Below are 13,553 nucleotides of genomic sequence, written 5' to 3'. Positions count from 1 at the left end.
CCTTTACACGAGGGCCTGCAGGGCTCCTTCGAGTTCCTGTGGGTGGAAGCGCTGCCCGGTGGCGTGTTCCAGCTGCCGGGCGAGGCGGCGCAGGGGGAGGTCGCGCAGGTCGAGGGTGCTGGCGCCGCTGCCGGTGACGCTGGCGCGGCCAGTCAGGTCGATGACGGTGTGGTACGGCTGCGCGAGGCCGCTGGGGAGCGGTCCGGCGGTGAGGATGATCAGGTCGGCGCGGGCGGCGAAGTCGGTGACGCTGGGGTCGCGGCGGCTCAGGGGGTAGGCGCGGCGGCCGGCGGGGAGGTCGCGGGCGGCGCGTTCCGCTTCGGGGGTGCTCTCGGCGGCGATGCCGATCTCGGTGAAGCCCAGCCGGGCGAGGGGGAGGGCCAGGGCGAGGTCGTGGGCGTCCACGCCGAGGATCAGGGCGCTCGCGCCGCGCGAGGCGTACCCGCTGGCGTCCAGCGCGTCGGTCAGCGCGTCGCTCAGGGCGAAGGTGCCGTGGAATTCGCCGCTCAGGGCGATGGCGTCCACGCGGCCCACGCGGCGGGCGACAGCGTCGGGCGTGACGGCGCCGAGCGCGTGCGTCTCCTGGCTGGGGTGGACGAGCGCGCCGGTGAAGTGCAGGGTGCGGCTGGCGTCCAGCACGGCGCGCAGGTCGTCTGTGGGGACGTTCACGGCGATCAGGCCGAGGTCGCGCAGGGCGCGGGCGGCCGGGGCGGGGTAGCCGATCAGGGCCAGGGGCGAGTCGGGGTGCATGTGAGGTTCAGTGTACCGACCGCAGATGGGCCGCTGCCGGTCATGCCCGCAGCGGCCCACCCGGGGGGTGAGATTACAGGGCGGTGCGGCGGGTCCGCAGGCTGAGCAGGGCGCCCAGGACGACGAGCACGGCGGCGATGGCGACGCCGGTGACGACGGTCGCGGCGTCCGGGCGGGCGACGTACACGCCGTAGAAGGCCCACAGGAGGACGAGGGCGAAGGCGTAGTCGTGGAAGCGGGCCAGGAAGAACACGCCGATGGCGGCGGCGATCACGACGAGGACGGCGGACCAGACGGGGGCGCTGAGGCCCAGCGCGCCAGTCGTCACGCCGACGCTGACGAGGTACGCGGTGATGTTAGCGATCGTGGCGACGCTGATCCAGCCCAGGTACAGCGAGATGGGCAGCGCGAGCGTCCAGCGTTCCGCGCCCTGGGGCGGCAGGCCACGCACCGTGAGGTACAGCCAGATCAGACTGGCGAGCAGCGCGAGCATGATAATCACGCTGGGCCCGAAATTCAGGCTCTGGAAGGCCAGCAGCCAGGAGACGTTCAGCAGGTTGCTCAGCAGGAACGGCCAAAACAGCCGGTCATACCGGGGGCCGCGCTGGGCGGGCAGCGCCTGGTACATGGCGAAGACCAGCAGGCCCAGGAAGATGGGCCCCCACACGGAGAACGTGAGTCCGGCGGGCGTGAAGGCGTTCGGGAGGGCGTCGCTGACCTCCTTGTTGGAGTTGCCGAAGAGCGGGAGGGCGTTGCTGAGGTAGTTCATCACGAGCGTGAGGATCGTGGCGAGCAGCAGCGTGATCTGCCTGGGAAGTCCGGTCATGCGTGAAGAGTAGGAGGCGCGGGGCGGCGGGGCTGTTGCCGGGCGCCCAGTCTGCCTGAGGGGTTCTTCAGGTGTTCTTGAGGTTCGCGCTGGCCCGGCGGGCGGTGACGGTCAGGCACGCGGCGGCCAGCGGGAGCAGCCCCCGCGACTGCCGCGTGAGCAGCCCGGCGGCCAGGGCCAGCACGGCGACCTGCCGGGCGCGGCGGACCTCCTCGGCCCCTACAGCGCGGGGCGCGCGGTCGCAGGCGCTCTGCACGGGTTCCGGCGCGGTCAGGTCACGGGCCAGCGGCAGGGCAGCGACCGACAGCAGTGCGCCCGTCCACGACCCGCCGCGCGCCGGGGACAGCGGGGGCAGCAGCGCGCCCATCAGCGGGGTCACGCTCCGCCCACCTTCGGTCAGGAGGGGCGCCGCACCGGCCACCAGCGCGCCCACGGTGCCACCCGTCCCGGCCGCCGCAAGCGACTGCGCCAGCAGGCCCAGGTGATCGGTGCGGGTCAGGGTCTCCCCCGTCGTCCCCGCGATCCCCCGCAGTCCAGACAGCACCGCCACAGCCGGCAGCAGCGGCGCCAGCCCCCGGCCCCGGCTGACCAGTCCGGCCACCGCCGCCACGGGCAGCGCCGCGTTTGCCGTGCCCGGGAAGTCCGGGTCGAGTTCCCGCGCGGTCGCCCACGTCAGGAACGCCGCGCCCCCGATCCCCACCGCGTCCGCCCAGCTCCGCCCGCGCAGGCGGGCCAGCGTTACCGTCCCCAGCAGCCCCAGCGCCGCCACGCGGTTCGACGGGTACGTGAAGTCCAGCGGACGCGCCAGCGCCGAACGGGAAGCAGCCGGGCGGGAGGCAGAAGGGGCACTCATGCCTGCACCCTACCTCCCATCGGGAGTCATCCTGGCAATCGGTAAGGAATGCTGAGCCCCGCGGGCGGCACATGAGGGGGCGTGGGCGGGACGGTGGTGTCAGATTGAGCGGCATGAGCGAGACTCCGCTGTGGTTCACCGCGTTCGACCCGCAGACGCAGGTGCCGCTCATTCCAGTACTGAACAGGTCGGCGGTTACTCCTGATCCCGCGTGGGTGCAGTGTCAGGTGGGGCACGTCCCTTTCGCGCTGGTCGCGGCGGGTCAGGCGGAGGATCAGGTGCCGCTGCGCTGGGAGAGCCGCGAATACTTTGGTACCGCGCTGCGCGTGCACTGGCAGGTGGCGGCGCTGATCGGGATGGGATCGGCCACGCTGCCCGCACTGTTTCACGCTCTGCCCCTGACACGTTGTCCTTCCCTGGTCGCGGTGAATGACCTTCAGGAAGCCCTGGCGAGTGGCCTGCGTGCGCTCGACCAGTTGACAGTCACGCGGCTGGCGTCACTTCTCCCGTCGGGGTGGTACGTGGCGAGTCTGGTCACGGTTCGCCCGTCGGTGGTGGTGCCGGGCGGGCCGCTGGACTACATGACGCACGATCTGGAACGGTACTGGCCGGGCGATCTTCTTCAGGGCTACTGGCCCGGAGCGGACGTGCTCCCGGCACCCCCTCCCGTGTCCTACCGCGCGCCGGGCTGGCGGGCACCGGGCGTGTTCACGTTTCTAGATGGTCGGCAGGTGCCGGGCGAGGACGCGGGCGTATCTGTCCTGCTCCCCATCCAGGGGGCAGAGTCGCTGAATGCCCTTAGGGTGGCGTTCTACCGTGAGCGGTTGCGGTCTGGTGAGCAGCCTACGGCGGTCAGCCTTCAGGTGATCGAGGAGCGGAACAGCAACAGTCAGAGCGAGGGGACGCTGCTATCAGACCTGACCCTGTCAGTGAACGTGCTCGTGGATGGGCATCACAAGGTGCAGGCGGCGGCACTGGAGGGCGCAGCGCTGACCGTGCTGACGTTCACAGCCCTGCCATACACCGCGACACCCCGTGTCTTAAGAGCGTGGATCGAACGCACGCAGAGGCACCTTGCCCGGTTCGACACTCTGTCCAGATCGCCGGAATGACGCGGGACACGGCGCGGGGTGCAGGCACAGCGTCCCGCCCCTACGCACCACCTCCCGGGTCAGGTCGTGTAGTCGGCGTTGATGCTGACGTATTCGGCGCTGAGGTCGCAGCCCCAGGCCTCGCCGCGCGCGTCGCCGACGCCGAGGTCGATGGTGAAGACGACCTCCTCAGCTTTCATGCTGGCGCTGACCTGCGCGTCGTCGTACGGGAGGGGTTTGCCCTGGAAGACCGGGTGGCCCTGCACGGTGACGCGGAGTTTCTCGATGTTCACGCCCGCGCCGCTGCGGCCGACCGCCATGATCACGCGGCCCCAGTTGGGGTCGTTGCCGTGCACGGCGCTCTTGAGCAGGGGGCTGACGCAACAGGTGCGGGCGGCGGCCAGGGCTTCGGCCTCGCTGCGGGCGCCGCTGACCTGCACCGTCAGGAGTTTGGTGGCGCCCTCGCCGTCAGCGGCGATCTGCCGGGCAAGGTCGCGCATGACGCCTTCGAGCGCGACCAGGAATTCAGCGAGGTTGGTGGGTCCGGCCTGTCCGTTGCACAGGACGACGGCCATGTCGTTGGTGCTCGTGTCGCCGTCGACGGTGACGGCGTTGAAGGTCCGGTTCACGATGGCGGGGAACGCCTCGCGCAGCGCCGTCTGGTCGATCTGGGCGTCGGTGAAGGCGAAGGCGAACATGGTGGCCATGTCGGGGTGGATCATGCCGCTGCCTTTGGCGGTCCCGACGATGCGCGCGCCGCTGCTTAAGGTCGCTTGTGCGGTCTTGGAGCGGGTGTCGGTGGTCATGATGGCGCTGGCGAAGGCGTCCGCGCCGCTGCCGAGTTCGTCGGGCAGGTGCTCGATGCCGCTGAGCACCTTGTCCATGGGGAGCAGGTGCCCGATGATGCCGGTGCTGGCGGTCAGGACCGCGTCGGGCTGCACGTTCAGGACGCTGCCGAACGCGTCAGCCATGTCGGCGTTGTCGCCCGCGCCGCGGGTGCCGGTGGCGGCGTTGGCGTTCCCGGCGTTCACGAGCAGCGCGCGGATGGGGGCGCCCTGCGCGTACAGGTCGCGGTTGCGGGTGACGCACGCGGCGGCGGTGGTGCTGCGCGTGCCCGCGAATGCCCAAGTGCAGTCAGTGCTGCTGGTGACGCCGCTCAGGTCGGTCTTGCCGCTGGGTTTGATCCCGGCGGCCATGGCGGCGGCGGTGAAGCCGGTGGGGAAGGTGAGGCTCATGTAGGGGAGTGTAGCGGGCGGCCCGCCCGGACCGGGAGAGCGCGCGGGGTGGGCGTCTATACTCGGGGCACATGACAAGCCGGGACGCAGGGCAGGGGCGCGTGGATTTCATCGTGGTGGGAGCCGGTTCGGGCGGGTGCGTGGCGGCGCGGCGGCTGCTGGACGCGGGCGCGCGGGTGCTGCTGCTGGAAGCGGGCGGGCCGGACTCGCACCCCTTGATCCGCGCGCCGGGCGCGTTCAACAAGCTGTTCCGCACGGCGATCGACTGGAACCTGACGACGGTGCCGCAGCCGCGCGCGGCGGGGCGCTCGTTCTACTGGCCGCGCGGGAAGGTGCTGGGCGGCAGCAGCGCGATCAACGCGACCATCTGGATCCGCGGATCGAAACGGGATTTCGACAGCTGGGGCGACGGCTGGACCTGGGAGGACGTCCTCCCGGAGTTCCGCGCATTGGAGTCGTACCGGGGCCCAGCGTCGGACACGCGCGGCGTGGACGGCCCGATGCCCGCCGGGGCGCGCGGCGCGTCGCACGAACTGAGTCACGCGTTCGTGAAGGCGGCGGCGGTGGGGCTGGGCGTGCCGGTCGTGACCTCCTTCAATGATGGCGTGCTGGACGGCGCGGGTCTGCTGGAGAGCAACCACCAGGGGGGCGAGCGCTTCAGTGCGTTCCGGGCGTTCCTGAAGCCGGTGCTGGGTCACCCGAACCTGACGGTCCTGACGGGCGCGCACGTGCTGGAACTGCTGTGGGAGGGCCAGCGCGCGGCGGGCGTACGGCTGCGCTGGCGGGGCCGGACGCTGGATGCCCCGGCGGGCGGGGTGATCCTCACGGCGGGCGCGGTGCAGACGCCGCAGCTGCTGATGCTGTCGGGGATCGGGCCGCGCGCGGAGCTGGAGCGGCACGGCATCCCGGTGCGGGCCGCGCTGGAGGGCGTGGGTGGGGGGTTGCAGGATCATCTCGCGGTGCCGGTGATCAGCCGCTCGCGGATTACTAGCCTGGACCGGGTGCCGCAGGGCGAGGCGCTGGCGCGGTACCTATGGAGCCGCAGCGGCCCGCTGAGCAGCAACGTCGCGGAGGCCAGTGCGTTCACGCACGCCCGCCCCGGCCTGGGCGCGCAGGACGACCCGGACATCCAGTTCCATTTCGGTCCGGCGTACTTCCGGGATCACGGGTTCCGCACCGAGCCCGGGAACCACTTCACGGTGGGGCCGGTGCTCGTGGACGTGCACAGCCGGGGCCGCCTGACGCTGGCGTCGCGCGACCCGCTCGCCGCGCCGGTCATCGACCCGGGTTACCTGACGGACGACCGGGATGTACAGAGTCTCGTGGCGGGCGTGCGTCAGGCGCGTGAGATCGCCGCGACCCCTCCCCTGTCCGAGCTGCGCGGCGCGGAGGTCCTGCCGGGCGAGGGGCACCGCAGTGACGCGGCGCTGCGACAGCATGTGGCGCGCGAGTGCGCGACCCTGTATCACCCGGTCGGGACGGCGGCCCTGGGTGATGGTGAGGCCGCCGTGGTGAGCCGTGAGCTGGCGGTGCGGGACGTGCGGGGCCTGTGGGTGGGGGACGCGAGTGTCATGCCGCGCATCATCCACGCGAACACGAACGCAACGAGCATGATGATCGGCGCGCGGGCCGCCAAATTCGCTCTGGCCGCCGCTGGGGTGGGCTGACGTGAACGTGATGCGGGCTGCACAGTCCTCATGCTTGGTTCACGAGTGTTCTCACGTCTCACGCTAGGGTGGCACTGACATGAAGCCCCGCTCCATTCTCCTGACGCTCGCAGCCGCCCTGACCCTGGGCGCGGCCAGCGCCGTGCCCGTGAAGCTGGGCACCGTGCCAGTGACCGTCGAACCGAACGCCAAACTCCTGACCCTGAGTGCTGCGGGCATCCGCACGGCGTTTCCCAGCGCCGCGGGTCGCCCCGACGCGGTCTTCATGACGGAGGACCGGAAGGTGAGTGTCGCCTTCGAATGGCGCGCCAGCAAACTCAACACCGCGGAGATTGGCAAGCTGGTCGAGCAGTTCCCCAGCGTGATCCGCGCGCAGGTGCCGAACGTGAAGTCCCTGAAGGCCAACCTCGTTCAGGTGGGCGGCACGCCGTGGGCGCAGTTTGTGTTCACCACGCCCAGCCAGGGGGATGAACTGCGCCGCGAGCTTCTCGTGACCAGTGCCGGGGGCCGCATGCTGGTCGTGACCATCGCCGGGAACCTGAAGGACTACTCGAAGAACGAAGCGGTGGTCCGCACCCTGACGAACAGCGTCCGAGTGAACTGACGCCGGACCTGAGCAGGGCGGCACCCACCAGTTGGTGAGTGCCGCCCTGCCCTGAGCTGTAGTGGGTCAGCTGGCCTGTGAGCGGCGGTACTCGGCCAGGGCCCGTTCCTCAGCGGGAATCCGGATGCCCAGTAAGAGTGCAGCATTGAGCAGCGTGTAGGCGAGTGCGGTCCGCCACGCACCCACCGCCAGGGGCGCCGTGGCGATCTCCAGCGCCACCACCGCGTAGTTCGGGTGACTCATGAACCGGAAGGGGCCCCCGGTGACGCGCTGCCCGCCGGGCACGATCAGGATGCGGGTGTTCCAGTAGCGGCCCAGCGTGCGAATCACCCAGTAGCGCAGCGGCTGCGCCAGAGCGAACAGCGCCAGTGCCCAGGGATTCACGCGGCCCCGGCTGGCGCGCCCCTCCAGCAGAGTCAGGAGCATCCAGGTGGGGTGCAGCACGAAGAACAGCGGGTAGTGCGACTGGCCGTACTCCTGCGCGCCGTGCTCGCGCGCCCAGCGTTCGTTCGAGCGGGCGACCCGCAGTTCCAGCAGGCGCTGCACGACCAGGAACGCGAACAGCCACCCAGCGGCGCGGCGGGCTTTCATGCGTTCCCCCGCAGCAGGGTGTCGGCGGCGTCGTCGGCATCCAGGTCCCCACGCGCCACGCGGGCGTAGAGGTCCCGGCCCAGGTCGCGGGCGCGGCGCAGGAGGCGTTCTTGCACCAGCGTGCGGACTTCCAGGGCGGCGCGGGCCTCACGGCGGCGTTGCAGGCCATCGTCACCCAGGTGCGCGCGGTGGGCCTCGACGGCAGCCACGACCGCCTCGACGCCCTCGCCTTTCGCGGCGATCGTGCGGCGGATCGGGGCGAACCAGGTGTGCTCGTCGTGCGCGCCGAGGCCCTGCGCGGCCATCAGTTCCCGCACGGTGCGGTCCGCGCCGGGCAGATCAGCCTTGTTCACGGCGATCACGTCCGCGATCTCCATGATCCCGGCCTTGAAGGCCTGCACGCCGTCCCCACCGGCCGGCGTGACCACCAGCAGGGTGTGATCGCAGGCTGCGGCGACGTCCACCTCGGACTGTCCCACGCCCACCGTTTCGAGGATCACCCAGTCAAACCCGGCGCCCTCCAGGAGGGCCAGGACGCCCAGGGTGCGTTCGGACAGGCCGCCCAGCGCGCCCCGGCTGGCCAGCGAGCGCACGAACACGCCCTCGTCCGCGTGGTGGCGCAGCATCCGGATTCGGTCCCCGAGAATCGCGCCGCCACTGTACGGACTGCTGGGGTCCACGGCGAGTACCGCCACGCGCTGCCCCCGGGCGCGCAGGAACGCGATCAGGGCGTCGGTCAGGGTGCTCTTGCCGCTGCCAGGGCTGCCGGTCACGCCCAGCACGACGGCGCGCGCGCCGCGTTCCCGCGCAGCGCGCAGCAGGGGGCGCGCGGCGGGCAGTCCGGCCTCGGCGAGCGTCACGGCGCGGGCCAGGGCGCGCAGGTCCCCGGCGCGGTAGCGGTCCAGCAGCGGGCCCGGTGGGGGCGCGAAGGGGGCGCTCACGGGCTCCCCCGGTCAGGCGTGGGCAGGTGAGGGTGCATGTCAGCCCACCCTAGCGCACCTGCCCGGAGCGCGCCGGGCAGGATTCACGCGTTCAGGACGCGCAGGACGTCCGCGGCGCCGTAGCCGGGCGTCCAGTCGCGCAGGGCGCCCAGTCCGTCACCGCTGGTCAGGAGGCCCGGTTCGGTCCATCCGCCGCGCTGCACCTGGGCGTACCCGGCGTCGGCCATCAGGGCGTTGCACAGGCACTTGCGGCCCAGAGTCTCGGCGGCCACCCCACCTTTGGACACGTAGGCCGCGACCGGTTCGGCCGGGCAGCGCCAGCCCACCTGTCCGGACTCGGTGCGGTAGGCCTCACGCAGGTAGCCCAGATCGCACACGCGCTCGCGGGCGGCGTAGACCTCCGGCTGGGACAGCGTGCCGGGCAGCGTGACCACCTTGAACGGGAAGCCGGTGGGCGACGCGAGGGGATCCGTGAACACGTCCAGCGACTCTGATTGGGCGCGGGTCACGACCTCGGTCTTCAGGTCGGCGCGCAGACCCGATTCCTGCGCAAAGGCGAACAGGGTCCCCACCTGAATGCCTGCCGCTCCGGCCGCCAGGGCGCCGCTCAGGGCCTGCGGGGTGCCGCAGCCGCCCGCCAGCCAGAACGGTAGGCCCAGGCTGCGCAGGGCGTCCAGATCCACCTCGTCCCGCTCGCCGTACACGGGCTGCCCCCGGTCATCCAGCGTCAGTGGGCCGCGTGGGGGCGCGTTGTGTCCGCCTGCTGTTGGCCCCTCTACGATGAAGCCCTGCACCGGCCCGCTGGCCTTCCTGGCCAGCACCCCCGCCAGCACGTGCGAGGACACGATCGGGTAGAAGTTCGGGCGCGCCAGACGGGCGGGCCGCAGGCCGAACTCGGCCGGGTCGAACGTCAGCGTCAGGGGCTCGCCGCCCTTCACGTCCATGCGCAGGCTGGCGCCCTGCCCCGCCGCGAACGCGTCCAAGACGCCGGGGATGTCGCGGGGAATGCCGGCCCCCATGATGACGGTCTCCACCCCCGCCAGCATCGCGCCGTACAGGGCGGGCAGGGTGTGCAGTTGCAACTTCATCAGGAGGTTCAATCCCACCGGGCGGTCGTGTCCCTCGCGGGCCAGCGTGACCTCGGCGTACGCGCCCAGCAGCGTCGTGATCCAGGCGTCGCGGTACCGCCCGGCGCTGGGCAGCGGCAGGCGCACGTACGCTTCGCCGGGCACGCGGCCCCCGGCCCGGAAGTACCGGTTCAGGGCGGCCTGAACCAGCGCCGGGTTCGGGAAGCTCGCCAACGCGCGGCGCACCTCGCCACCCAGGTCACCGTCCTGGAGTCGGCGCAGCAGCACTGTGTCGATCCCGGTGCCGGACACCACGCCCAGCCCGCCGGTCATGGAGACCGTTCGGGCGAGCCTCCAGTCGGACACGGCGATGCCCATGCCGCCCTGGATCACACGCGGAAGAGGGTCATTAGTAAAACGAACGTCGGGCTGGGCGGTGGTTGTCTGGTCGGTCATGCGAGGTCTCCCCTCCGCAGGGGTGCCGGAGGCCAGCCCATCTGGCCCCTCACGGCCCTGCGGGTTTCACACCCTCAGCGTGCGCTCCCGCCTTTCAAGGCCCCGCGAGTCCGGAACAGCGTGCAGGTTTACACCGCGTCCCATGTCCCGAACTGGACCTGCTGACCAGCGCAGAGACTTGAATAGGCGGCTGGGTTCCAGCATGCATGCGTGATCAGGGGTGCCACGCCCATGCAATTGAATCTGAGAAAAACGTGCAGGCGGCAACGGACTCATACACCAAGCCCGAGTCGTCATTTTCCTCATCAGGCACAGCAGGCAACTTGGACCTGATCAGAAAACGGCGCGCCTGGACGGGCCGTCGCTGAGCTGGCGATTTCTTAGGCAACCATGCTGTCAGCGCATCTCAGGATCAACATCAGATGAGTTGAAACTCTAGGTTCGGTTTGTGACACACACATATATTTAGATTTATTTATTTATGTAGGGCCATCTTTTCATTCAGGAGTCAGAATTAAATACCGACTGAACGTCAATTGAAGTTCCCATGTAAAGCCACCTCATGGTGAAGGGCCGGGATGGTGACTTAATGAAGCAGTCAACCGCTCCACGCAGTCCCACTGTGCAACACCCTGCCGCCCAATCGGTGTCAGGTGGGTTGATTCATGTCCTGGAGGCACTCATGAACAACAAGATGAAAGTCGGCATCGCTGCGCTTACGAGCGTTCTTCTCCTCGCCTCCTGCGGCGGCGGTGGCAGTGTCACGCCCCCCCCTGCCGTCACAACCGGTGCCGTTAACCTGCCCGCCAACCCCAACGGCTACACCCTGACCGTCCGCGACAGCGCCGGCAACATCGTGCCCGCCGCCAACTACAGCAAACTGGCCCCCGGCACTTACACCGCCACGTACAGCAAGGACGGCTTCCAGCCGAACACCCAGAGCTTCACGATCGTCTCCGGCGGCTCCGCCAGCATCTACTACCCGACCCTGGCCGCGAACACCGTGTCCGGCGCGTACTACATGGACGCCAACGGCAAGATGGTCGCCATCACCAAGGACGACCTGGACAACGCGGGCACCCGCTTCGTCTTCTACGCCTGGCTGGAGAACGAAGCCAACGCCGGACTGGACCCCGCCAACCTCGGTGCTGCCGCCCCGACCGCCGGTGAGCAGGATGAGGTCGCCCCGCTGAACAGCCAGAACGTCGCCGCCGGGTACGTGGGCTACAAGGCCGCTGACGGCCGCGTCTACCCCATCGTGGGCGCCAACGTCCGCTGGGACATCCTCGAACAGACCGGCAACGTGCGCTTCTCCGCCGCTGACGATGGCGGGCAGCCCTCCGGAGCGCCCATCACCGGCCAGGACATCAACGACAACGCGCTGAGCGCCAACACGTACACCAACAGCAGCACCGGCACCAACGCCCGCTTCCCCAGCAGCACCCAGTACCCGCTGTACAACGTGACGGGCGTGAACACCCCCGACACCAACGGCTTCACGTGGACCGCCCTGAACCACGACCCCGCCGTGACCACGCAGGCCACCGCCCGCGTCCGCGCCATCGCGTACGTCAACGGGACGGAAATTACCAAGCAGTTCCTGAACAAGACCTTCGCGCCCAGCGCCCAACTGACCATCACCAAGACCCCGGACGACAACCAGGCCGGGCTCAACCAGGCGCGTGACTTCACCATCACGGTCACGAACACCGGCGCCGGTCCCGCCACGAACATCCGCCTGAACGACGTCCTCCGCTCCGGGGACGCCGCGGCGTACAGCATCACCGCGCCCACCGGCACGACCGCCAACGCCACCGACGGCTTCGACGCGACCTTCGATCTCGCCCCGGGCGCCAGCCGCACCTTCACCTTCCCCGCTCAGAGCAGCGCGGTAGGCGTGTACTGCGACGTGGCGACCATCGTCTCCTACGAGAACGGCGCCTTCGGCACCGTGACCCCCACCCTCAGCGACGACGCGTGCCTCACGGTCACGGCCCCCACGCTGGGCATCAACAAGACGCTCGGCACGGTGGACGCCAACGGGGTGTTCTCGCCCATCGCCAGCGGCGTCACCGTCGCCCCCAACACGCCCGTCTACGCCCGCATCACCGTCAGCAACAACGGGAACGCCGCCGCGACCAACGTGGTCGTGACCGACGCCCTGGCGCAGAACACGGTCGCCGCGAACTACGCGCTGAGCGGCAGCGTCACCACCGCCCCGCAGACGGTCGCCGTGACCAACAACGGCGACGACGGCTTCACCAGCGCCGCGTTCAACCTGGCCGCCGGGTCCTCCCAGACCTTCACGTTCGCCGCGACCGGCAGCGTCGACGGCACGTACTGCGACCAGGGGACCTTCACCGCCACCAGCAACAACGGGAGCGCGGTGACCGGCACGAGCGACATTCCCTGCTTCAAGGTCGCCTCGCCCCAGCTGGCCATCACCAAGACCAACAGCCAGGCTTCGGGCCAGCCGCCCATCAACCTGCTCACCCCCGGCAGCAGCTACGTCAGCACCATCACGGTCACGAACAACGGCTCCGCAGCCGCCACGAACGTCGCCGTGAAAGACCTGCTGGGCAACCTGAACAACGCCAACTACATGAACTACGGCAGCGGCAGCTACGTGATCTCCGGCACGGCCCAGACCGGCAGCGTTACCTACGACGCGACCACCCACACCGTCAGCACCGTGCCCGCCGCACTGACCCTGAACCCCGGCCAGAGCCTGACCCTGACGCTGACCAGCACCGTCCCCGCCGGCTCCCCCCGCGGCGAGTACTGCGACACCGGCAGCTACACCAGCACCAACGGCGGCAACGGCGAGGCCCGCGCCTGCGTGACCGTCACCTCGTTCATCTCCGAGCAGACGCAGCTGACCGACACCATCGACCCGATCCGCGCCGGTGACCCGGTCGGCACGATCCTCGCAAGCGCGGCCAGCGTCGAGCCTTCCTCCAACGAAGGGGCCGTCAGCAACGTCCTGATCTACAACTTCGGCGCGATTGACCCGATCCAGCAGACGCCCGGCGTGTTCAACTACTCGAACACCCAGGTCTACTACGATCCGACCCCCACCCGCGACCCGCAGACCGGCGCCATCACCAGCGACTACCAGAACGCCACCGCCATTCTGCTGACCGACGGCAACCAGTACACCGCCAGCGCCGCGAGTGGCACGGGCCAGCAGACGCTGACCTTCGTCCCCTCCTTCCGCGTCGCGCCGGGCGCCGTGATCTGGGTGCGCACGAACGTCACCGCACCAGCCGGCACCACGGCCCGCCAGTACCAGGAAACGATGCGCTGGAACAACATCGCAGAGAGCAGCGGCACGGCCCAGACGAACTTCAAGGCCGAATCCACCACCGTCATCCCCTGAGTCCAGTCCTCAATGCAGCTCCCCCCTGTCAGGCAGGGGGGAGTTCTTCATGGCCTGCGGAAGAGCGGACCAGACGGCGCTGATAGGTGGGCA

At 70.0% G+C, this 13,553-nt stretch carries 11 protein-coding genes; 4 read left to right on the top strand and 7 right to left on the bottom strand.

Annotated elements, in window-relative coordinates; all coding sequences use genetic code 11:
• Window positions 1-3: 3 nt before the first annotated feature.
• The 3 genes from IEY63_RS00800 to IEY63_RS00790 all read right to left on the bottom strand — a co-directional run bounded on the left by IEY63_RS00800 (window position 4) and on the right by IEY63_RS00790 (window position 2,429).
• Window positions 4-750, bottom strand: coding sequence for a shikimate dehydrogenase (locus tag IEY63_RS00800; RefSeq protein WP_189067077.1), 747 nt, complete (start codon window positions 748-750; stop codon window positions 4-6).
• Window positions 751-823: 73 nt separating this feature from the next.
• Window positions 824-1,576: a TspO-related membrane protein gene (locus IEY63_RS00795; protein ID WP_189067076.1), complete on the bottom strand. Its 753-nt coding sequence runs from the start codon at window positions 1,574-1,576 to the stop codon at window positions 824-826.
• Window positions 1,577-1,643: 67 nt separating this feature from the next.
• Window positions 1,644-2,429 (bottom strand): hypothetical protein, encoded by a 786-nt coding sequence (locus IEY63_RS00790; protein WP_189067075.1) that lies wholly within the window; start codon window positions 2,427-2,429, stop codon window positions 1,644-1,646.
• 113 nt (window positions 2,430-2,542) lie between these two features.
• Between IEY63_RS00790 and IEY63_RS00785 the strand changes: the two genes are divergently transcribed.
• Entirely contained in the window at window positions 2,543-3,541 is a 999-nt protein-coding gene (locus IEY63_RS00785) for a hypothetical protein (protein WP_189067074.1), read from the top strand.
• 59 nt (window positions 3,542-3,600) lie between these two features.
• Here IEY63_RS00785 and argJ read toward each other — a convergent pair whose 3' ends face one another.
• Window positions 3,601-4,755, bottom strand: coding sequence for a bifunctional glutamate N-acetyltransferase/amino-acid acetyltransferase ArgJ (argJ, locus tag IEY63_RS00780; protein WP_189067073.1), 1,155 nt, complete (start codon window positions 4,753-4,755; stop codon window positions 3,601-3,603).
• 71 nt (window positions 4,756-4,826) lie between these two features.
• Here argJ and IEY63_RS00775 point away from each other — a divergent pair, with 71 nt between their 5' ends.
• Both IEY63_RS00775 and IEY63_RS00770 read left to right on the top strand, forming a co-directional pair.
• Window positions 4,827-6,422: a GMC family oxidoreductase gene (locus tag IEY63_RS00775; protein ID WP_189067072.1), complete on the top strand. Its 1,596-nt coding sequence runs from the start codon at window positions 4,827-4,829 to the stop codon at window positions 6,420-6,422.
• Between the two features lie 79 nt (window positions 6,423-6,501).
• Window positions 6,502-7,026 (top strand): hypothetical protein, encoded by a 525-nt coding sequence (locus IEY63_RS00770; RefSeq protein WP_189067071.1) that lies wholly within the window; start codon window positions 6,502-6,504, stop codon window positions 7,024-7,026.
• Between the two features lie 66 nt (window positions 7,027-7,092).
• Here IEY63_RS00770 and IEY63_RS00765 read toward each other — a convergent pair whose 3' ends face one another.
• The 3 genes from IEY63_RS00765 to IEY63_RS00755 form a co-directional block, all read right to left on the bottom strand.
• Window positions 7,093-7,617: an isoprenylcysteine carboxyl methyltransferase family protein gene (locus IEY63_RS00765; protein ID WP_189067070.1), complete on the bottom strand. Its 525-nt coding sequence runs from the start codon at window positions 7,615-7,617 to the stop codon at window positions 7,093-7,095.
• Window positions 7,614-8,558, bottom strand: a complete 945-nt coding sequence (meaB, locus tag IEY63_RS00760; RefSeq protein ID WP_229784399.1) for a methylmalonyl Co-A mutase-associated GTPase MeaB — start codon at window positions 8,556-8,558, stop codon at window positions 7,614-7,616. The genes IEY63_RS00765 and meaB overlap by 4 nt, the downstream gene beginning before the upstream one ends.
• Window positions 8,559-8,641: 83 nt before the next feature.
• Entirely contained in the window at window positions 8,642-10,081 is a 1,440-nt protein-coding gene (locus IEY63_RS00755; RefSeq protein ID WP_229784398.1) for a nitronate monooxygenase, read from the bottom strand.
• 682 nt (window positions 10,082-10,763) lie between these two features.
• Here IEY63_RS00755 and IEY63_RS00750 point away from each other — a divergent pair.
• A complete protein-coding gene (locus tag IEY63_RS00750; RefSeq protein ID WP_189067069.1) occupies window positions 10,764-13,460 on the top strand; it encodes a DUF11 domain-containing protein in 2,697 nt (898 codons plus the stop codon).
• Window positions 13,461-13,553: the final 93 nt, after the last annotated feature.

This window comes from Deinococcus radiotolerans, assembly GCF_014647435.1.
Taxonomy (GTDB): domain Bacteria; phylum Deinococcota; class Deinococci; order Deinococcales; family Deinococcaceae; genus Deinococcus; species Deinococcus radiotolerans.
This window is presented reverse-complemented; position numbering and strand designations above follow the sequence as displayed.

Coding starts and splice junctions, on each gene's coding strand:
- IEY63_RS00800 (WP_189067077.1), bottom strand. CDS start 750: ATGCACCCCGACTCGCCCCTGGCCCTGATCGGCTACCCCGCCCCGGCC.
- IEY63_RS00765 (WP_189067070.1), bottom strand. CDS start 7,617: ATGAAAGCCCGCCGCGCCGCTGGGTGGCTGTTCGCGTTCCTGGTCGTG.
- IEY63_RS00750 (WP_189067069.1), top strand. CDS start 10,764: ATGAACAACAAGATGAAAGTCGGCATCGCTGCGCTTACGAGCGTTCTT.
- IEY63_RS00790 (WP_189067075.1), bottom strand. CDS start 2,429: ATGAGTGCCCCTTCTGCCTCCCGCCCGGCTGCTTCCCGTTCGGCGCTG.
- IEY63_RS00770 (WP_189067071.1), top strand. CDS start 6,502: ATGAAGCCCCGCTCCATTCTCCTGACGCTCGCAGCCGCCCTGACCCTG.
- IEY63_RS00775 (WP_189067072.1), top strand. CDS start 4,827: ATGACAAGCCGGGACGCAGGGCAGGGGCGCGTGGATTTCATCGTGGTG.
- IEY63_RS00755 (WP_229784398.1), bottom strand. CDS start 10,081: ATGACCGACCAGACAACCACCGCCCAGCCCGACGTTCGTTTTACTAAT.
- IEY63_RS00795 (WP_189067076.1), bottom strand. CDS start 1,576: ATGACCGGACTTCCCAGGCAGATCACGCTGCTGCTCGCCACGATCCTC.
- IEY63_RS00785 (WP_189067074.1), top strand. CDS start 2,543: ATGAGCGAGACTCCGCTGTGGTTCACCGCGTTCGACCCGCAGACGCAG.
- argJ (WP_189067073.1), bottom strand. CDS start 4,755: ATGAGCCTCACCTTCCCCACCGGCTTCACCGCCGCCGCCATGGCCGCC.